The 19,085-nt window shown below is 60.7% G+C and carries 21 protein-coding genes; 8 read left to right on the top strand and 13 right to left on the bottom strand.

Features of this window, described 5'->3' with window-relative positions:
* The first annotated feature begins 103 nt into the window (after positions 1–103).
* A complete protein-coding gene (locus tag J4D25_RS16305) occupies positions 104–925 on the top strand; it encodes an aldo/keto reductase (RefSeq protein WP_057714022.1) in 822 nt (273 codons plus the stop codon).
* Positions 926–954: 29 nt separating this feature from the next.
* Positions 955–1,425 carry a DUF1810 domain-containing protein gene (locus J4D25_RS16310; protein ID WP_057714021.1) on the top strand — a complete coding sequence of 157 codons (471 nt, stop codon included), beginning with the start codon at positions 955–957 and terminating at the stop codon, positions 1,423–1,425.
* On the opposite strand, the gene J4D25_RS16315 is transcribed toward J4D25_RS16310, so the two are convergent.
* The gene (locus J4D25_RS16315) at positions 1,390–3,750 is read right to left on the bottom strand and encodes a DNA polymerase II (protein WP_198530234.1); all 2,361 of its coding nucleotides are present in this window, start codon (positions 3,748–3,750) and stop codon (positions 1,390–1,392) included. The two genes, J4D25_RS16310 and J4D25_RS16315, sit on opposite strands and share 36 nt — an antisense overlap.
* A 330-nt stretch (positions 3,751–4,080) precedes the next feature.
* On the opposite strand from J4D25_RS16315, the gene J4D25_RS16320 reads away from it, so the two are divergent.
* Positions 4,081–4,521 (top strand): CBS domain-containing protein, encoded by a 441-nt coding sequence (locus tag J4D25_RS16320; RefSeq protein ID WP_007976812.1) that lies wholly within the window; start codon positions 4,081–4,083, stop codon positions 4,519–4,521.
* Between the two features lie 135 nt (positions 4,522–4,656).
* Here the strand turns inward: J4D25_RS16320 and J4D25_RS16325 are convergent, their stop codons facing one another.
* Positions 4,657–5,280: a glutathione S-transferase family protein gene (locus tag J4D25_RS16325; RefSeq protein WP_057714019.1), complete on the bottom strand. Its 624-nt coding sequence runs from the start codon at positions 5,278–5,280 to the stop codon at positions 4,657–4,659.
* 261 nt (positions 5,281–5,541) lie between these two features.
* Between J4D25_RS16325 and J4D25_RS16330 the strand changes: the two genes are divergently transcribed.
* Complete coding sequence (locus J4D25_RS16330; RefSeq protein WP_057714018.1) at positions 5,542–6,021, top strand: hypothetical protein; 480 nt, start codon at positions 5,542–5,544, stop codon at positions 6,019–6,021.
* A gap of 77 nt (positions 6,022–6,098) precedes the next feature.
* Here J4D25_RS16330 and J4D25_RS16335 read toward each other — a convergent pair whose 3' ends face one another.
* Positions 6,099–7,190: a DUF1615 domain-containing protein gene (locus J4D25_RS16335; RefSeq protein WP_057714017.1), complete on the bottom strand. Its 1,092-nt coding sequence runs from the start codon at positions 7,188–7,190 to the stop codon at positions 6,099–6,101.
* Between the two features lie 137 nt (positions 7,191–7,327).
* Here J4D25_RS16335 and J4D25_RS16340 point away from each other — a divergent pair, with 137 nt between their 5' ends.
* Positions 7,328–8,863, top strand: coding sequence for an FAD-dependent oxidoreductase (locus tag J4D25_RS16340; RefSeq protein WP_057714016.1), 1,536 nt, complete (start codon positions 7,328–7,330; stop codon positions 8,861–8,863).
* Between the two features lie 136 nt (positions 8,864–8,999).
* Here J4D25_RS16340 and hemB read toward each other — a convergent pair whose 3' ends face one another.
* Complete coding sequence (gene hemB / locus J4D25_RS16345) at positions 9,000–9,974, bottom strand: porphobilinogen synthase (protein ID WP_057714015.1); 975 nt, start codon at positions 9,972–9,974, stop codon at positions 9,000–9,002.
* A gap of 156 nt (positions 9,975–10,130) precedes the next feature.
* Positions 10,131–10,841: a glutathione S-transferase family protein gene (locus J4D25_RS16350; RefSeq protein WP_057714014.1), complete on the bottom strand. Its 711-nt coding sequence runs from the start codon at positions 10,839–10,841 to the stop codon at positions 10,131–10,133.
* A 367-nt stretch (positions 10,842–11,208) separates the two neighbouring features.
* Between J4D25_RS16350 and J4D25_RS16355 the strand changes: the two genes are divergently transcribed.
* Positions 11,209–11,880, top strand: a complete 672-nt coding sequence (locus J4D25_RS16355) for a hypothetical protein (protein ID WP_057714013.1) — start codon at positions 11,209–11,211, stop codon at positions 11,878–11,880.
* Between the two features lie 137 nt (positions 11,881–12,017).
* Here J4D25_RS16355 and mnmH read toward each other — a convergent pair whose 3' ends face one another.
* The 5 genes from mnmH to J4D25_RS16380 all read right to left on the bottom strand — a co-directional run bounded on the left by mnmH (position 12,018) and on the right by J4D25_RS16380 (position 16,374).
* A complete protein-coding gene (mnmH, locus tag J4D25_RS16360; RefSeq protein WP_057714012.1) occupies positions 12,018–13,121 on the bottom strand; it encodes a tRNA 2-selenouridine(34) synthase MnmH in 1,104 nt (367 codons plus the stop codon).
* Positions 13,121–14,155 (bottom strand): selenide, water dikinase SelD, encoded by a 1,035-nt coding sequence (gene selD, locus J4D25_RS16365; RefSeq protein ID WP_057714011.1) that lies wholly within the window; start codon positions 14,153–14,155, stop codon positions 13,121–13,123. The genes mnmH and selD overlap by 1 nt, the downstream gene beginning before the upstream one ends.
* Before the next feature lie 176 nt (positions 14,156–14,331).
* Positions 14,332–15,288: a zinc-binding alcohol dehydrogenase family protein gene (locus tag J4D25_RS16370; protein WP_057714010.1), complete on the bottom strand. Its 957-nt coding sequence runs from the start codon at positions 15,286–15,288 to the stop codon at positions 14,332–14,334.
* A gap of 27 nt (positions 15,289–15,315) precedes the next feature.
* A complete protein-coding gene (locus tag J4D25_RS16375; RefSeq protein ID WP_079246732.1) occupies positions 15,316–15,489 on the bottom strand; it encodes a DUF1427 family protein in 174 nt (57 codons plus the stop codon).
* A gap of 105 nt (positions 15,490–15,594) precedes the next feature.
* Positions 15,595–16,374 (bottom strand): helix-turn-helix domain-containing protein, encoded by a 780-nt coding sequence (locus J4D25_RS16380; protein WP_057714009.1) that lies wholly within the window; start codon positions 16,372–16,374, stop codon positions 15,595–15,597.
* Between the two features lie 145 nt (positions 16,375–16,519).
* Between J4D25_RS16380 and J4D25_RS16385 the strand changes: the two genes are divergently transcribed.
* A complete protein-coding gene (locus J4D25_RS16385) occupies positions 16,520–16,747 on the top strand; it encodes a DUF6555 family protein (RefSeq protein WP_057714008.1) in 228 nt (75 codons plus the stop codon).
* A 33-nt stretch (positions 16,748–16,780) separates the two neighbouring features.
* A complete protein-coding gene (locus J4D25_RS16390; RefSeq protein ID WP_057714007.1) occupies positions 16,781–17,059 on the top strand; it encodes a hypothetical protein in 279 nt (92 codons plus the stop codon).
* 27 nt (positions 17,060–17,086) lie between these two features.
* Here the strand turns inward: J4D25_RS16390 and J4D25_RS16395 are convergent, their stop codons facing one another.
* From J4D25_RS16395 to J4D25_RS27340, 3 genes are all read right to left on the bottom strand, one after another.
* Positions 17,087–17,242 (bottom strand): metallothionein, encoded by a 156-nt coding sequence (locus tag J4D25_RS16395; protein ID WP_079246731.1) that lies wholly within the window; start codon positions 17,240–17,242, stop codon positions 17,087–17,089.
* 103 nt (positions 17,243–17,345) lie between these two features.
* The gene (locus J4D25_RS16400; protein ID WP_057714006.1) at positions 17,346–18,098 is read right to left on the bottom strand and encodes a C1 family peptidase; all 753 of its coding nucleotides are present in this window, start codon (positions 18,096–18,098) and stop codon (positions 17,346–17,348) included.
* A gap of 154 nt (positions 18,099–18,252) precedes the next feature.
* A complete protein-coding gene (locus tag J4D25_RS27340; protein ID WP_372884022.1) occupies positions 18,253–19,074 on the bottom strand; it encodes a methyl-accepting chemotaxis protein in 822 nt (273 codons plus the stop codon).
* Positions 19,075–19,085 lie beyond the last annotated feature (11 nt).

The raw sequence follows: 19,085 nt of genomic DNA on the forward strand, positions 1-19,085 counted from the left end.
TCACCGGCAAGGTGCAGCTCAAGAGTTCGCAGCCTGCGGCGGAACCGATGGACTATTCTGGTGCCCACTGAAATAACCATCGGCATTCATAAAGGAGATTTGCATGCGCACGCTTGAACTGGCTGGCACCAGGGTCCCGGTCATCGGCCAGGGGACCTGGCAGATGGGCGAAGACCGTTCACGGCACACGGAAGAAGTCGCGGCACTGCGCCTGGGTATCGAGCTGGGCATGACCCTGATCGACACTGCGGAAATGTACGCCGAAGGCGGTGCCGAGGAAGTGGTGCGCGATGCCATTGCCGGCCAGCGCGACAACGTCTTTCTGGTCAGCAAGGTGTACCCGCACAACGCCAGTCGCCAGGGCATTCCCCAGGCTTGCGAGCGAAGCTTGCGCAGGCTTGGCACCGATTACATCGACCTGTATCTGCTGCATTGGCGCGGTCAGTATCCCCTGGAAGAAACCGTCGACGCCTTCGAGCGCTTGCGCGAAGCCGGCAAGATTGGCCGTTGGGGCGTGTCCAACTTCGACCTCGACGACCTGCTGGAACTGGACGCCCCGGCCTGTGCCACCAATCAGGTGCTCTACAACCTGGAGCAACGGGGCATAGAATTTGATTTGCTGCCCTGGAGCCAACAACGGCGGTTGCCGGTCATGGCTTACTGCCCGATTGGCCAAGGCGGTAAAATGCTCTTGGACGTCGCGCTCAAGCAGGTAGCTGCCCGTCACGGCGTCGCACCGGCTCAGGTGGCACTGGCCTGGATACTGCGTCAGGAAGGAGTGATCGCCATCCCCAAGGCGGTCCGACTCGAACATGTACGCCTCAACGCCCAGGCCGCCACGTTGCAGCTTGAGCCCGGGGATCTGGAGGCGCTGGACCAAGCGTTTCACGCGCCACAACGCAAACAGCGGCTGGCCATGGTCTGAACCACCGCAGCCTGTCAGAGAGCTTCGCCATGAGAAGCACCGACCACCTGGACCCGTTCAATCTGCAACGTTTTCTCCAGGCTCAGGACCCGGTATTCGACCGGGTTCAAAACGAGCTGAACAACGGACACAAGCGCAGTCACTGGATGTGGTTCATTTTTCCGCAGTTTGCCGGGCTCGGCGATAGCGAGATGTCGCGCCGCTTTGCCATCCGCTCGCGGGAGGAAGCCCTGGCCTACCTTGAGCATCCGTTGCTGGGCGCCCGGCTGCGTACCTGCACCCAGGAAGTGCTGAACGTCCGGGAGCGCTCGGTAGCGGGGATTTTCGGTCATCCCGATGACCTGAAGTTTCATTCCTCGATGACCCTGTTTGCCCAGGTCGCCGATGCCGACAACCTTTTCCAGCAAGCCTTGAACCAGTACTTCCACGGCATCCTGGATGACTGGACCCTGTCGCTGATGGACTCAAAACAGGCCCAGCTGCCCCCCAATCAGGGTTGAGAAGTCGTCGTCGACAAACGGCAGTATCGCGTCCGCCACCGGTTGCAGCTGCCGGGTGATGTAGTGGTCGTAATCGATGGGCGCACTGCGCACTTCCAGCGGTTCGGGGCCGGCGACGGTGATCACGTAGCTGATCCAGCCGCCGTTCTGATACTGCCGCGGGCGCCCCTGCCGGTCGTTGTACTCGTCGGCCAGGCGCGCCGCGCGCACATGGGGCGGTACGTTGCGCTGATAGTCATCGAGGGTGCGGCGCAGGCGTTTGCGGTAGATCAGCCGGTCATCGAATTCACCGGCCAGGGTCTTGCGCACGTAGTCACGCACATAATCCTGGTAGGGCTTGCGCAGGAAGATCCGCGAATACAGCTCCTGCTGGAACTGCCGGGCCAGCAGCGACCAGTCGGTGCGCACGGTTTCCAGGCCTTTGTAGACCATTTCGTCGCTGCCATCGTCCCGGGTGACCAGTCCGGCATAGCGTTTTTTACTGCCTTCCTCGGCGCCGCGAATGGTCGGCATCAAAAAGCGCTTGTAGTGGGTTTCGAACTGCAATTCGAGAACGCTCTGCAGGCCGTACTCCTGCTGCACGTGTTCGCGCCACCACTGATTGACGTGCGCCACCAGCGCGTGGCCGATCTGCGCCGCCTCCTGCTGGCCATGGGCGCGACGCAGCCAGACGAACGTCGAGTCGGTGTCGCCGTAAATCACCGCATGCCCCTGGGCTTCGATCAACTGGCGGGTGCGCAGCATGATTTCGTGCCCACGCAAGGTGATGGACGACGCCAGGCGCGTGTCGAAGAAACGACAACCGCTGGAGCCGAGCACACCGTAGAACGCGTTCATGATGATTTTCAGCGCCTGGGACAGCGGCGCGTTGTGTTCGCGCTTGGCGGTTTCCCGGCCTTCGGCCACCCGGGCGACGATGGACGGCAGGCAATGCCGGGTGCGGGAAAAGCGCGCGCCACGAAAACCCGGCACCGACTCGCTGTCGTCCGGGTGCTTGAGCCCTTCAATCAGTCCCACGGGGTCAATCAGGAAGGTGCGGATGATCGACGGGTAGAGACTCTTGTAGTCGAGCACCAGCACCGATTCGTACAGTCCCGGCTGCGAATCCATGACAAAACCGCCGGGGCTGGCTTCGGGTGGCTTGCCACCGAGGTTTGGCGCCACGAAACCCTGACGGTGCATCAGCGGCATGTACAGGTGCGTGAACGCCGCCACCGAACCGCCCATACGATCGGCCGGCAAACCGGTGACGCTGGCTCGCTCCAGCAGGAAGGTGAGCAACTCGGTCTTGGCAAAAATCCGCGTGACCAGTTCGCAGTCCTTGAGGTTGTATTTGGCCAGCGCCGGTTTGTCCTCGGCGAACATGCGATTGATTTCGTCCATGCGCTGGTACGGGTTGTCGATGGACTTGCCTTCGCCGAGCAAGGTTTGCGCGACGTTTTCCAGGCTGAACGAGGGGAAACTCCAGGTCGCCGAACGCAGGGCCTCGATACCGTCGATGATCAGGCGGCCAGCCGCAGATGCGAAGTAGTGATTACCGCTGCCGTGTTCGCGCCACTGCATTTCCTCGCCGCCACGCCCCAGTTTCAACGGCACCGCCAGGCGCCGGGCGTGTTCGTGGAGCACCCGCAAGTCGAACTGCACGACGTTCCAGCCGATGATCGCGTCGGGGTCGAACCGGGCAAACCATTCGTTGAGTTTTTTCAGCAACAGGGTGCGCGAATCGCAATATTCGAGCTGGAAATCCACCTGGCTGGCATCGCCATTAGGCGGACCGAGCATGTACACCTGGCGCTCGCCGCAGCCTTCCAGGGCGATGGAATACAACTCGCCCTGGGCCGTGGTCTCAATGTCCAGGGACACCAGCTTCAGGCTCGGCCGGTAATCGGGGTCGGGCTTCATCTGCGCGTCGAGCAGCAGGCCCTCGGCATCCGGTGTGCCACTGAAGCGCACCGGTGCGGTGATGAAGCGCTCCATCATGTAGCGTTCCGGCGGGCGCACGTCGGCTTCGAACACCTCGACACCAGCCCGGCGCAGCGCGGTTTCCAGGCGCATCAACTGGCCATGTTGCTGGCAATAGAGACCGAGGACCGGGCGATGTTCGAAATCCTGCAGGGCCAGGGGCTTGAGCTCGACGTTTTTCTCGTCATGCAAAACACTTTCGGCGGGCTGACGCTGCGCAGCCGGGATGAACGCCACCGACGGTTGATGAGGCAGGCGGATACGCCGGGGACCGCTGTCGGTCGCCAGCCAGAATTCGACTTCCGTACCGGCCGGGGTGTCGCGCCAATGCCGGGTCAGGACGAAGCCCTGCTGTAGATCCACCACTGCAAACCTCGAAACTGATTCAGAGGGTGATTCTACCCGTCATCAGTCGTGATAGCGCGTTTGCCGCAGGCCTGTCAGGCAGACACCGATCCTGTGGGAGCGAGCTTGCTCGCGATGGCGGCATTACATTCAGCGTTGGTGTTGACTGGCCCACCGCTATCGCGAGCAAGTTCGCTCCCACAGGTGGTTCGTTAGCCGAAATGTGGGGTTTACCAAAGAAAAACCGCCAAATGACGTTTTTTGCGTGTTATCTGCCGCTTTCGCCCTTGCCCTGAACGCTTGCGTCTACGATTCTTCAAGAACAACGACAACACCCGAGTAACCACCATGAAAACCGTCGCCCAACTGCTCAAGCTCAAAGATCAGAAGAATCAGGAAGTGCACCAGATCAAACCCGACCACATGGTGCTCGAAGCGCTGATGAAGATGGCCGAGAAAAACGTCGGCGCCTTGCTCGTGGTGGAAAATGATGAAGTGCTGGGCATCATCAGCGAACGGGATTACGCGCGCAAACTGGTGTTGCACGGCCGCTCTTCGGTGGGCACGCCGGTGCGCGACATCATGGTGTCACCGGTGATTACCGTCGACACCCATCAAACCGTGGATACCTGCCTGGGCATCATGTCCGATAGACGCCTGCGTCACTTGCCGGTGGTCGAAGGCGGCAAATTGATCGGCCTGCTGTCGATCGGTGACCTGGTCAAGGAAGCCATTGCCGAACAGGCTGAACTGATTCGCCAGCTGGAACAGTACATTCGCGGGGAGTGAGACCCAGACAAAACATTCACCCCAAAAACCTCTGGGAGCGAGCTTGCTCGCGATGGGGCCATATCGGTCGACATCTATGTTGAATGTCAGGCCGTCATCGCGAGCAAGCTCGCTCCCACAGGGTAAGTGGTGTTTTCAAGCCGGCCAATGCCGGGCGAACACCGGTGCCAGTGCCGGGTGGCGGTCGATGCGTTCCAGCCAGGCGAAAAACCCCGGCCGGGCGTTGCGCAAATGTTCCCGGCTGCCCGCCCATCGCGAGATCACCGCCGCCAGCACATCCAGGCCCCCTGGTTTTTCGCTGCCCAGGTACAACTCACCCGAAAACTGATCGGCAAACACCTCCCAACTCCAGTGCAGGCGCCGGCGGGCGCCCTCCATGAGGTTCTGCCTGGACAACTCATCCGCCTCGGCCAGCCAGCGTTCGGGGTAATCGATGATGCCGATGGCCGCATAGCAATTGCTGACGATGTACGCCATGCCGCGAATGGCCTGGTCCCGCTCGGCCGGATCCTGCGGCAACAATCCCGATGCGGGAAAGGTGAGCCCGAGGTGGATCAGGATCGCCGCGCTCTCGGTCAGGACAGCGCCATCGGGTAGCTGCAAGGTCGGAATCTGTTTGAGCGGGTTGAGCTTCTCCAGCGCCTGGGCCGCCTCCGCGGACGTCTCGACATCGATGAAGCGATAAGGAACATCACAGAGCTCAAGGGCGGCTTCGATGGCCGCCGCCCCGGAGTTCTGATGGCCATAGAGCTGGTACATAAACGTCTCCTTGCATACCGTAACCTCTGCAGTGCCGCATCAAGCGTCGCGGCAGAGGAACGCGCCAGCTAACCAGTGTAGAAGCCACCACCCGCCACACCACGACCATCCGACGATCGCACCATCACGTTCACTTGGGGTGTGGCGTCGCTCCTATCATTGCCGTCGATGTTCACCATCATCTCAATGAAGTTCTCTTAAAAAATCCCCGGCGTAACATCTGCTCCATACCAACCCATAAGCACCCCGGAGCACACCATCATGAAACGCCAAACCCTCCTCAGCATCGCTTTCTCGGTTTTCGCAGTTAACGCTTTCGCCGCAAACTCTGCTCAACCTGTAGTCGCTGAAGGCGGCTCGGATCGTCTGATTGAAAGCCGTGTGGCCGAGGGTGGTTCGGATCGCCTGATCGAAAACCGCGTCGCCGAAGGCGGCTCCGACAAGCTCCTGCAAAACCGCGTCGCTGAAGGCGGTTCCGACAAGCTCCTGCAAAACCGCGTCGCTGAAGGCGGTTCCGACAAGCTCCTGCAAAACCGCGTCGCTGAAGGTGGTTCCGACAAGCTCCTGCAAAACCGCGTCGCCGAAGGTGGCTCCGACAAGCTCTTGCAAAACCGTGTCGCCGAAGGTGGCTCCGACAAGCTCTTGCAAAACCGTGTCGCCGAAGGTGGCTCCGACAAGCTCTTGCAAAACCGTGTCGCCGAAGGTGGTTCGGATCGTTTGATCGAAAGCCGCGCTGTCTGAATGCAGTGCCTGACCGCAGGACTCAATGAAAACCCGGCCTCACCCGCCGGGTTTTTTATGCTGTTTTTGCGCCGCGATTACTGCCCTGCCCGCGCCATGCAGCGCTGGTAGCGTTCATCGACTCGCTTGGCGAACCACGCGGTGGTGAGTTTGCGGGTGATTTTCGGGCTTTGCAGCACGATCCCGGGCAACACTTGACGGGGTAACGGCCGGCCCTCGGCCCGTTCGGCCAGTTCGAAAACCCGCCGATAGAGTTTGCTGTCTTCGAACGCCAGGGTGTTCCCCTCTTCCAGTTGTGCCCGGATCGTCGGATTGCGCATGTCCAGTTGCTTGCCGAGGGTACGCACGGCCAGTTCCGTGGTGCCGGGCATGATCGAACCGTAGCGCACCAGGTCGCCATCCAGCGCCAACGAGATACCGGAAGCCCGGCTCACCGCGTTCTGGAACGCGGCGTTACGGCTGGCGTACCAACCCGCGTTGAAGTCCGCAAAGCGGTACAACGGCTGTGGGTAGCTCACTGGATACCCGAGCAGATGCGCAATGCCGAAATACATGCCGCCGCGCCGGGTGAACACTTCACGACGAATCGAGCCCTTCACCGGGTATGGATAGCCCTTGGCCTGCTGTTCGGCAAAATCAATGCTGACCTGCATCGGCCCGCCGGTATGCACCGGGTTGAAGCCGCCGAACAGGGTCTTGCCCATCGGCACCATGCCGATGAAGTCATCGAAAACAGCGCTCAGTTCCTTTTCACTGCGCGCGGCATTCAGGCGGCTGCTGTAGCTTTTGCCGTTGGGCGAGTCGAGCATTAACGCACCGCTCACCAACAGCCCGGGAATATGTGCCTTGGCGGCACGGCGGTCGATCTCGTCGCGGGCGATCTTGCCCAGGCCCGGTACGCTCGGATCGACCTGAAAGGTCGATTCCTGTTCAGTCACCGCCAGCACCGAGCACAGGTTTTGCGTGGTCGGCGAGATGTCTTGCGCGGTAAACGCCACCTGGATATCCGTGGCCCAACCCTGGCGATCGGCAGCCTTGGCCGGCAGCAAACGCACAATCTCGGCCTTCACTTCGGCCGGGCTGCGCGCCACCGGTTCCTGGGTCCGTTGGCTGCCGCAACCGGTCAATACCAGCAACACGGCGACGCTTGTGATCAATCTGATTTGCATGTCGTTCCATCTAATCCGTTGGTCCCGGCCAACCATACGACCAATGGCAGGTCTGCGGCTACGTCCGTGGCAGTCCGACGGTTGCCGCCCTCCCCGACTGGACCATACTTGATTCACACAGCGAGGAGGACAGGTTCATGCACCGCAGCGACGTGTTGATCATCGGTGCCGGCCCCACCGGGCTGGTCCTGGCGTTGTGGCTGAGCAAACTCGGCGTGCGCGTGCGGATCGTCGACAAAACCTCCGCCCCCGGCACCACGTCCCGGGCGCTGGCCGTCCAGGCACGGACGCTGGAGTTGTATCGCCAGCTCGGACTGGACGACGCCGTGGTGCAAAACGGACATCAAGTAACGGCCGGCAACTTCTGGGTAAAGGGTGAGCCCGTGGCGCGCCTGCCCCTGTCTCAGATCGGTGAAGGCCTGACGCCCTACTCGTTTCTCGAGATTTTCCCCCAGGACGAACACGAACGGCTGCTGATCGAGCGCCTGAACGCTTTCGGTATCACAGTGGAACGCAACACCGAACTGGCGGACTTCGAGCAAACCGCAGACGGCATCACGGCCACGCTGCACTTGCCCGACGGTCAGCAGGAAATCTGCCAGGCCTGTTACCTGGCCGGATGCGATGGTGCCCGGTCGATTGTGCGCAAAACCCTGGAGACCGGGTTTCCCGGCGGGACTTACCAGCAGATTTTCTACGTCGCCGACGTACAGGGCAGCGGCCCGACATTCAACGGCGAACTGCATGTGGACCTCGACGAGGCAGACTTCCTCGCCGTGTTCCCGTTGGCCGGCAGTGGTCGCGCGCGCTTGATCGGCACGGTACGCGACGAACGCGCCGAACACGCCGAGACCCTGCGCTTCGAGGACGTCAGCAGCAGGGCCATCGAGCACATGAAGGTGAAGATCGAGCAACTGAACTGGTTTTCGACCTATCGCGTACATCATCGGGTGGCGGATCACTTTCGCAAAGACCGGGCGTTTTTACTGGGGGATGCCGCCCACGTGCACAGCCCGGCGGGCGGCCAGGGCATGAACACCGGGATTGGCGATGCCATCAACCTGGCCTGGAAACTGGCGGCCGTGTTGAGCGGCGGCGCCGAGGCCAGACTGCTCGACACCTATGAAACCGAGCGCATCGCATTTGCCCGCAAACTGGTGGCCACCACCGACCGGGTATTTAACTTCATCACCGCCGATGGGCGAATTGCCGACTTGCTGCGTACACGCCTGGCCCCGTTCTTGATACCGAAAATAACCTCGTTCGAAACCTCTCGCGAATTCATGTTTCGCACGGTGTCGCAGATTACCCTGAATTATCGTGGAATGCCGCTGAGCACGGGCGTTGCCGGGCACGTGCATGGTGGCGATCGCCTGCCCTGGGCCCATGACGGTGAGGGGGATAATTTTGAGTCGCTCAAGTGCCTGACCTGGCAGGTGCATGTCTATGGCGACACCAGCGACGAGATGATCGCCTGGTGCCACGAGCACCATTTGCCACTGCATGTGTTCGACTGGCGACCGGCGTTCGAAGCCGCGGGCCTGGGGCGCAACGGCTTTTATCTGTTGCGGCCCGACACCTATGTGGCGATTGCCGAAACTTGCGCGGACCCGAAAGTGATCGAACGGTATTTTCGTGATCACGGGATCCGGCCGTTTTTCGGCGCTCCCTGAGAACACCACATCTCCCTGTAGGAGCGAGCCTGCTCGCGATGGACTCAAGGGCGCCGCGTTTAGTCAGTAAACACGCGTCATCGTTAACGACCATCGCGAGCAAGCTCGCTCCTACAAGGGGGATATGCGCTGGTGCCTAGATCCCCGCCAGCGCCAGGTCCATCGCAAAGTACGTAAAGATCAGATCTGCCCCGGCGCGTTTGATCGCCCCCAGGCTCTCGCGCACCACACGGTCTTCATCGATGGCCCCGGCCTGGGCGGCAAACTTGATCATCGCGTACTCACCGCTCACCTGATAGGCCGACAGCGGCAGGCGCGAGGCTTCGCGGATGTCGCGGATGATGTCCAGATATGCACCGGCCGGTTTGACCATCAGCGCATCGGCGCCTTCCTGTTCGTCGAGCAACGATTCGCGTATCGCTTCGCGGCGGTTCATCGGGTTCATCTGGTAGCTTTTACGGTCGCCCTTGAGCGCACTGCCGCCGGCCTCGCGGAACGGGCCATAGAGCGCCGAAGCAAATTTGGTCGAATAGGCCATGATCGCCGTCTGGGTAAACCCGGCATCATCGAGCGCCCGGCGAATCGCCTGGACTTGCCCGTCCATGGCCGCCGAGGGTGCGATCACGTCGGCACCGGCCCGGGCCGCCGCGACGGCTTGCCTGCCGAGGTTGATCAGGGTCTGGTCGTTGTCGACTTCATGGTTGTGCAGCACGCCGCAATGACCGTGGTCGGTGTACTCGCAAAAGCAGGTGTCGGACATTACGATCATTTCCGGCACCGCGTCCTTGGCGATGCGCGACATGCGCGAAACCAGGCCGTCCTCGCGCCAGGTGTCGCTGCCGCTGCTGTCCAGGTGGTGGGAGACGCCGAAGGTCATCACTGACTTGATCCCGGCACGGGCGTAGCGCTCGATCTCGCCGGCCAGCTTCGACTCGGGAATGCGCATCACGCCGGGCATGCTCTTGATCGGCACGAAGTCGTCGATTTCTTCTTCGACGAAAATCGGTAGTACCAGGTCGTTCAGGCTGAACTCGGTCTCCTGGAACAGGCTGCGCAGGCTCGCATTGCGGCGCAGACGGCGTGGGCGTGCTTCGGGGAACTGACTGGACATGGGTTTTCCTGAATTTCAGAGGACAAGATGTAGGAGCGAGCCTGCTCCGGGCGGCGTTCCGACGATGGTCGTAAACGATAACGCGCATTGTCTGAATGTTCGCGTTGCCCTTACGTTTTTCGCGAGCAAGCTCGCTCCCACAGGTAATGCGGTGGATCAGCTGGAGACGGGGCTTGGAATCTGCAACCCGCGCACCACCGCCGGTCGCGCCAGGAAGCGTTCCAGCACCCGCGTGACGTTAGGGAAGTTCTGGATACCCACCAGATCGCCGGCTTCATAGAAGCCGATCAGGTTGCGCACCCACGGGAAAATGGCGATGTCCGCGATGGTGTAGCGCTCGCCCATGATCCAGTCGCGCCCTTGCAGACGACCGTCCAGCACCTTGAGCAGGCGCCTGCTTTCCTCGACGTAGCGGTCACGGGGACGCTTGTCTTCATAGTCCTTACCGGCGAATTTGTTGAAAAACCCGAGCTGGCCGAACATCGGACCAATACCGCCCATCTGGAACATCAGCCACTGAATCGTTTCATAGCGCGGTGCCGATTCCTGGGCCAGCAGTTGCCCGCTCTTGTCGGCCAGATAGATCAAAATCGCGCCCGACTCGAACAGCGCCAGCGGCCGGTCGTCCGGACCGTGGGGGTCGAGGATCGCCGGAATCTTGTTGTTGGGATTCAGGGAAAGAAATTCCGGGGACATCTGGTCGTTGGTGTCGAAGCCTACCCGGTGAGGTTCATACGGCAGGCCGATCTCTTCGAGCATGATCGAGACCTTGACGCCGTTGGGGGTCGGCAAGGAGTACAGCTGAATCCACTCCGGATACTGGGCAGGCCATTTGCGGGTGATGGGGAATGCGGACAAATCGGTCATGGGCACGATCCACGAAGACATTGAGAGTGACGATCATAATGTAGATATCGGCTCAGCGATCCCTTGAAGCCATCGATCTCGCTGATAGGCGAGATCAAAAGAAATCACGACTGTTTCAACGCCCTTCGGTGTAGCGTGTCCACAATTGTGCAACATCCTGTCGATAACCTTCACTGCAAACCCGTGAAGGTTACCGGTACATTGCCGCCCACTCGGCCGGAATCGAACCAAACGGGCTCAGGGGACTCTGAGAACCACCCCTTTGATGACGGACCGGCTTCAATGACATGGAAAACACCCGACGCAGGACAATCGTGGTGTAGAGGTTTGTCAGCCTTAACCGAATTGCGCTGAAGACCCTTTACACATGAATCTGTTTAATTTTGCCAAACGCTTCAAACATCGCGCTTACCTTTTGTTGCCCGCCTTATTGGTGGTTAGCGCGGTGTGCCTGACGCTGGAGTCCGGCCTGAGTCGCGCCCAACCGATGGATGGCACCCAGACGCTGGTCTTCCTGCGTCACGGGGAAAAACCCGCCGGAGGCCTGGGCCAGCTCAATTGCCAGGGACTGAACCGCGCCATCGACCTGGCCACGCTGCTGCCGGAAAAGTTCGGCAAGGCCAACTATGTGTTTGCGGCGAACCCGACGCGGAACGTCGAGGAAGGCGAGCTCGACAATTCCTACAGCTACATCCGCCCACTGATGACCATCAGCCCCAGCGCCATCAAGCTTGGCCTGCCGGTGAACATCAACTTTTCCGCCAATGACACCAGTGACCTGGCCGATGAACTGCTCCACGACAAGTACCACAATGCGGTCATCTACACGGCCTGGTCCCACGGCTATCTGCCGGAGCTGATCAACAAGGTAGCCGGCGACGCCACCGGCAAGAAAATGACCATCACGGATGACTGGGAGTCCAGCGACTACGACTCGCTGTATGTACTCACCTTGACCTGGCACAACGGCAAGGCCAGCTTGCAGAGCCATGTGTACAAGCAAGGCCTGGATAATGGTGCCGAAACCTGTCCGACCTGAAACCTGTAATGCCTGATCCGGCCTCATCGCGAGCAAGCTCGCTCCCACATTGGATTTGCAGTGTGATCACGAAGGCATGAGCACTACTGAACCCTGTGGGAGCGAGCTTGCTCGCGATAGGGCCAGTTAAACCTACATCACTTTCGTTGATTCACTCGCTCACGCAGATACTCGAGAACCGCCCCCCGCTCCCCGACAAACTCGATCCGCGCGTCTTTCTTCTCCCGCTGAAACGCATACATCGGATCGTAATACTCGCACAGCAGGCCTTCGATCCAGCCCCGGTGCAGATCCACCGCGCCACTGCGGGCCTGCTCGGCCAGCGCATCCTCCATCAAAACCAGCATGCGCCGATGACGTTCGCCACCCAGGCGCTTCTGCACATTGTTCAGGCTTGCCAGCAAGCGTTCGGAAAACAGCGCAAAGCCCTCCTCGCCATGCACGTCGATGAATTCGGCGCACAGATCCACCACGTAATCGCGCAGGATCCGCTCGACCCGCCCTTCCAGGCTGTCTTCAAGCCACACCATCGGAAACTGCTGCATGCCCTGGTAAAGCGGCAACGGCAAGGCACAACTGCCCACCGCACGGCTTTCGTCTTCCAGTACGAACTGCTCGATGCCACGGGCGCGTTTTTTCAGTACGTCTACGGCCAAGCGGTTTTCGAAGTCGATATTCGAGGGTTGGCCCGTGGCGCGCTTGCCGAAACTGGAGCCGCGATGGTTGGCATGACCTTCAAGGTCCACGGCATTGTCGAGTTGCGTGAGCACCTCGGTTTTGCCGGTGCCGGTCATCCCGCCCAGCAAGACGAAATTGCACTGGGTCACGGCTTGATCGAGGGTGTCCAGCAGGAAGGTGCGCATGGCCTTGTAGCCACCGCCCACCCGTGGATAGTCGATGCCCGCCTCGTCCTTGAGCCATTGCTGGACAATCTGCGAGCGCAGGCCGCCGCGAAAGCAATACAGCAGGCCATCCGGATGCGCCCGGGCAAAATCGGCCCAAGCCTGGATGCGTTCGGCCTTGACCGCGCCCGACACCAGTTGATGCCCCAGCACGATAGCCGCTTGCTGGCCGTGCTGCTTGTAGCAGGTGCCGACCCGCTGGCGTTCATGGTCATTCATCAACGGCAGGTTGATCACGCCGGGAAACGCACCCTTGTTGAATTCGACCGGCGCGCGGGCATCCATCATGGGACGGTCGTTGAGGAAGATGTCGCGGTAATCAGTGCAGTCGACGAACATCAAAACACCTCGACTGCGTTGCTCTGTCGCTCGACCAGTTCACCGATCGGTTCCAGGCTCAGGCCCAGTTCGGCGGCCACCGAGAGGAATTGCTCGTTGCCTTGAGGCGTCACGGCAATCAGCAGGCCACCGCTGGTCTGCGGGTCGCAAAGCACACGTTTGTGCAGCTCCTGAAGGCGTCCGAGCTTGCTGGCGTAGCTGTCGAAATTGCGCAGAGTCCCGCCCGGTACGCAGCCTTGTTCCAGGTAATACTCCACTCCCGGCAGGCGCGGTACGCGGTCATACTCAATGCGCGCCGTGAGCTGGCTGCCGTCGGCCATTTCCACCAGGTGCCCGAGCAGGCCGAAACCGGTGACGTCAGTCATTGCGGTCACACCGTCGAGCTTGCCGAAACGGCTGCCGGGTTTGTTCAGGGTGCACATCCAGTCCCGGGCCAGGCCGATGTCGGCGTTGCGCAATTTGCCCTTTTTCTCGGCCGTGGTAAGGATGCCGATCCCCAAGGGCTTGGTGAGGTAGAGCAGGCAACCGGCGGTGGCGGTGTCGTTGCGCTTCATGTGGCGCTTTTCCACCAGACCGGTGACGGCCAGGCCAAAGATCGGTTCTGGCGCGTCGATGGAGTGCCCACCTGCCAACGGGATGCCCGCCGCGTCACACACTGAACGACCGCCGCGTATCACTTCCCGGGCAACTTCCGGGGCCAGCACGTTCACCGGCCAGCCCAGAATCGCAATCGCCATCAACGGATCGCCGCCCATCGCATAGATGTCGCTGATGGCATTGGTGGCGGCAATTCGACCGAAATCGAAGGGATCGTCGACGATCGGCATGAAAAAGTCGGTGGTCGAGACCACGCCGCGTTCATCATCGATTGCATACACCGCCGCATCATCGCGCGAGGCATTGCCGACCCAAAGTTTCGGGTCGAGGTTCTGCGCCCCACTGCCGGCCAGGATCACTTCCAGCACCTGGGGAGAAATCTTGCAACCGCATCCAGCGCCGTGGCTGTACTGAGTCAGGCGAATCGGCTCGCTCATAGGGGTACCTCATTGGGTCAATGGGCCGATTCTAGCAGAGCGAGGCATGCGCAAGGCGTTGCACAGCCTCGGACTTTGTGGGAGCGGGCTTGCTCGCGAAGAGGCCTTCACAGCCGACATCCATGCCGGCTGATACTCCGCCATCGCGAGCAAGTTCGCTCCCACATTGATTGCGGTTACGGCAGCAAAATCACTTTGTCACCACTGCCCTGATTCACCTCGGCATAACGCTCCAGGCCTTCGGCCAATGGCGACTCGAACAAGCCCTGGGGCAACGGCAACAGGTCTTGATCGAAGAACCGGCCGAACTGTTCGAGCATCGCCGCACACGCCTGCACCCCGTACAGCAACGAGTTGATCCCCACAACCGAGCCACCCTTGCGATACAACGCCAGGGCCGGCAACTGCACGTGACCGTCCACGGGTGCCGCGATGATCGCGATGCGGCCGAACGCGGCCAGGGCCGCTACCGAGGCCGGCAGCCAGAAACCGGTGGTGTCGAAAATCACGTCGGCGCCGCCGGCATACACCGCGTTGACCTGTGCGCCCAGGTCTTCGGGTTTATCCAGTTGCAGGGTCTGGTAGCCCTGGTCCTGCAAATCCTTGACCTGCTCCGGACGCCGCGCGGCCGCCAACACCCGGGCACCGCGCACCTTGGCCAAGGCCAGCGCGGCGCTGCCGACTGCCCCGCCACCGATGACCAGCAATCGGGTTTGGGCCGTCACCAGGCTGCGCTCCAGCGCATCCCACGCCGTGGTGTACGGCACGCCGAGGCTGGCGGCCTGGGCAAAGCTCAGATGCGTAGGTTTGAGCGCCACGCCGTTGGCCGGCAGCTTGACGAACTGCGCGTGGGAACCGTCGGCGAAAAAGCCCAGTTCCTTGCCCGTGCCCCAGACTTCCCGACCGATCATCGCCTGCGGGCCGGCCACGACAACACCGGCAAAGTCACGACCGGGAATCCGCGGCAAGGTGGTGTAGGGAAAACGGCCCAGCACGTTCTTCACATCGCTGGGGTTGAGGCCCGCGGCCTTGATCTCGACCAGCACTTCATCGGCGCCGGGAACGGGGGTAGGCACCTCAACGTAGCGCAGGGCCGAGAGATCACCGGTTTTATCGAATTGCAGAGCTTTCATGGGCGTATCCATCGAGTCGAAAAGGGTTCAGGAGATCCAGCCAGCCACCAGCCCTCGCCCCATCGGCCAGAGTTTTTCGCCGGCGAGCATGCCGAGCAGGCCCACCAGGGCGATGGCCGGGGGTGCGGGGGAACGAAAATCCAGGGCGCCGTAGAGCAGACCGACGCCCAGACCGATGGCCAATGACACGAGGTAGTTCATCGCAGACTCCGGGGCAATTGAGATATGCGCCAAGTCTAGGGGGCGACGCCTTTGATCATCGGTCAAGTGCTTCTGAATTTCGGCCAAAGCCTGGCTTCGACGAAATCAGTCCTGGCGTTGCGCCGCAGGAAACTGCGAAGGGGCAACGCCCAGCTCACGACGAAACATGTCGCTGAAGCTGCTCGGAGAATATCCCAGCTCCCGGGCAATCGCGCTGACCGGTACGCCCTGGATCAGCTCGGCCACCGCCGTCGCCAATTGCACCTGACGCCGCCACTCGGCGAAGCCCATGCCCAAACCGTCCTTGAACAGCCGCGCCAGGGTGCGCACGCTGGCTCCGGCGTTATCCGCATGTTGTTCGAAAGGAATGTCCAGTGAAGGCGCGGCCATGACCGCCTGACACAGGTTCATCAGCCGTCGGTCGGAATCGTCCGGCAGCGGAATTTTCAGCAGCGAACGCCTGGCCCGCTTGAGTTCCAGCAGCGCCAGGCCCACCAGTGCGTCGTAATACTCGGGCGCCCCGTCGTTACCCTGCTCCACCAGCCCGACGATCAGCTCGCGCAGCAAACCGCCGACCTCGATCACCTGAACGCTGTCATCCAGGGTCGCCGCCAGGGACGGCCGCAGGTAGATATTGCGCATTTGCAGGTCCGATACCACACGGATGCCATGCGGCACGCCGGGCGGCAACCACACCGCCCGTTGCGGAGGCACCACCAGCGCCTCATGCGGCGTCTCGACCCACATCACCCCGCTCATCGCATACAGCAACTGGCCCCAGACGTGCTCATGGGGCTCGATGTACAACCCGCGCGGATAGGTGCGGGCCAGCGGTTGCACAGGCACATCGGTGTCACTCAGGTCAGGTGGTGCGGCGAGGGCCATGGTCTATGTTCATTGGGTACGGGAAGGCTTCATGGTAACGAGGCGCCGAACGTGTCGCCAGCAACCGCCGGTATCTGACAATCCGAGTGAATTTTTCTGATGGCGCGCGATCCTTTTATGTACAACAGGGAGGAACCGGGGCTTTATGAACAGTGCAAAATTATTCGTCATCGAGTACACCCTCCATGGTGCTCCGAAATCATTCATCATCCGCCTGGAAAAAATGGATAACGCAGAAGCCTGGCATTGGGCGAGTTGTGACGCGGGGGTGGGGCGAATCCCCCGATTCGGACGCGAGAAGGTGCAAAAGACCAGCAAGCCGATGGCTGAAAAATTCGGCGTGGAAAACGTCAAGTGGCGGCCGGCGAACTAATATCCGGTAACCATCAGGTTCGGGGGAAGGGATATGAGCGCAACACCCGTCAACAGCCCTGTGCAACTGGACTACGATCTGGACACGCCGAGCGGCGGCATCACCAGGAGCACCGAGTGCCGAATCGGATTGGAACAGGTCGAAAATGACCCATTCTGCTTCGCCATACGCGTCCCGGTGCCTCTGCCGGAAGATCTGGAGCAAGCCAAGACCCTGGTGCTGCGGGTCGAAGGGCGGCGCTTGCAAGGCACCGTCCGCCACAGCGAACGCCTGGAAGATGACAGCCTCAGGCTGGAAGTGGAGCCGGACTAGGCTCCACTTTTGCGTATGCCGTGGTTTTCAGTGGGCACACTTGCAGCCTTGGGAGGCGCACTCCTCGCCGTGCTCGTGATGCTTGGCACAGGCTTCACAGCAATAGTGCTTGCCGTGACGCACGATCGGGTGCTCGCCGAGTTTGCAGGAACACTTCGGACAATCGCATATACGCTCAGTCATGGGTTTGACTCCTGTGGGTAGTGGTCGTCGGGGGGAGATGAAAACAACCCGTGCTTTTCAGTGTAGGGGTCGACTGCAACACCGCAACAGCGCGTATCGCGCACTACTTGAGTCCTTGATGAATTATCCGTTTCGCGAGGACAGGGAATGACGCGTAAGAGGCGATGCCACACTGATTATCTTTGTTTCTGGACATCCTTATATACCCGGCCTCCCCCCACTCCGGCCCCCTGCTATTTTTCACCAGCCAATAATCCTCGCCATCTTCGGTGCCATAACCAACAATAAGCACGGCGTAATTCAAATCATTTTCATCGCAATCTTCATCATTCAATACCCCGCCGGAGTATTTTTTAAAGTTGTCGGAAGCGTCAATCGCCGCCGATACCGGCCCTTTGGCTACGGCCTGGCGCAGTGCCTCCTCGTCGCCACGAGGAATATTCGTATAGGTCACCGTATTGGCGGCGACAGCCTTGATCATGCCTGCATCACAGCGTCCCCCGCCGCCTGTGTAAGGGTAATATTCTTCTGACTGAATACCGTGTTGCTTGACGTAGTCATAGGTGTAATCCATCAGCCCGCCATCACATCCTTGATTACCTTGCTCACTGCTGCAATCAAGAATCTGCTGCTCGGAAAGCTCGACCAGTCTTTTGGTTTGCAAAAACAATGCGCCCTCCAGGGCACCCACCGCTGAAAAAGCATAACCGGAGCCACAAGTCCCCAATTGCTTGACTCTGGTAACAGCTCCCTGGGTACGCCAGTCCACTGAGCTTGGTATATCCAGAGCCTGTGCCGTCACGGTAACGGCACAGCCGCCAACCAGGATGAAACATGAGAGTTGCCAAAACCTCATACTTAGCCCCTGTTTCTATATGGTTTGCAGTTACCTCGCTATGTCATTGAAATGAAAGACCAATAAGCCAACGGCAACAACTGTCAAATATGACAGTTGTTCAATACTGTTTAGTTATAAAAACCACACCATTTCGCGTTGTTAACCATAACTGTCAAATACGGAACTGCCCGACCAGGCTACCCAGGCGCTGACCGAGGTCGGCCAGGCTGCGAGAGGTTTGCGCGCCGAGTTGGGTTTCGTCGGCGACGCTGTCCACCGCCACGGCAATCTGATGCACGCTGCGATTGATCTCTTCGGCCACGGCGGTCTGTTCTTCGGCGGCACTGGCGATCTGTGCGTTCATCGAGTTGATGGTCGCGATCAGCTGAGCCATGGTGTCCAGCGAAGCCCCCGCCTCGTTGGCCTGGGCCGAGGTGCCGTCGCCGGCCTCGCTGGAGCGACGCATCGCCTCCACCGCCGACTGGGTGCCGGCCTGCAAACGGTCGATCATGCCCTGGATTTCCTGGGTGCTGATTTGCGTGCGGCTGGCCAGCGCCCGCACTTCATCGGCCACCACCGCAAAGCCGCGCCCGGCCTCGCCGGCGCGGGCGGCTTCGATGGCCGCGTTGAGCGCCAGCAGGTTGGTCTGCTCGGCAATCGAGCGGATCACCCCGAGCACGCTGACAATCGACGACACGTCTTTTTGCAGGCTGTCCAGGGACACGCCGCTGCTGCGGATGTCGTCCACCAGGGCATGGATCTTCTCGATGCTGCCGGCCACAACACGCTTGGCCGCCTGCCCTTCTTCGTCGGTCTGCTGGGCTGCTACCGCGGCGTTCTGCGCGCTCTTGGCCACTTCCTGGGCCGCCGCCGACATTTCGTTGATCGCTGTGGCCACCTGATCGGTTTCGTGACGCTGGCGTTCCATGGCCTGGTCCGAACGGTTGGCCTGGTCGGACACCTGGTTCACCAGCCCGGTCAGTTGCGAGGTCATTTCGGTGATCT

The sequence above is a fragment of the Pseudomonas sp. GW456-L13 genome, from assembly GCF_017350115.1.
GTDB classification, from domain to species: domain Bacteria; phylum Pseudomonadota; class Gammaproteobacteria; order Pseudomonadales; family Pseudomonadaceae; genus Aquipseudomonas; species Aquipseudomonas jessenii.